General features: G+C 66.3%; 1 pseudogene. It reads right to left on the bottom strand.

The features are described from left to right. A pseudogene (locus SB816_RS29935) lies at positions 1-409 on the bottom strand (MFS transporter); the annotation flags it as partial. Positions 410-430 lie beyond the last annotated feature (21 nt).

The raw sequence follows: 430 nt of genomic DNA, 5'->3' as shown, positions 1-430 counted from the left end.
CGATGCCGATGCGTTCGTAAAAGCTCAGCGTCATCGCCTGGGTCATGGCGAGCAGGGCGATGCCGACGATCGAGTACCAGACTGCACGCGAGAGCGGTTGAGCCCGCGCCGACGATCCCTCGCGTTGCTCATCGTCTTGCCGGCTCGGACGCGGGAAAGACAGCACGCCCATCACGGCGGCCAGCGCCATGATCGCGGCAAAGCCGATGAACAGCGTCGCGCCACCGAATCGGGCCAGCAAGCCCGGCGTGCCGCCCAGAAACACGATGCCGAATATGCCGATCGCCAGCCCCGCCCACGCAAAAACGCGGTGCGGATTGAGCGCGCGCCCGATGGTGCCGTGCGTAAAACTCAGCGCGGTTCCCGCCGCGAGGCCGCCTGCGAAATGCAAGGGCGCCAGCGTGCTCATGCTCGTCTGGCCATAACAGAG

The sequence above is a fragment of the Achromobacter sp. SIMBA_011 genome, assembly GCF_046535435.1.
In the GTDB taxonomy this organism is placed as follows: domain Bacteria; phylum Pseudomonadota; class Gammaproteobacteria; order Burkholderiales; family Burkholderiaceae_B; genus Achromobacter; species Achromobacter dolens.
Note: the sequence above shows the minus strand (reverse complement) of the source record. Positions and strands in the feature narration are given on the sequence as shown.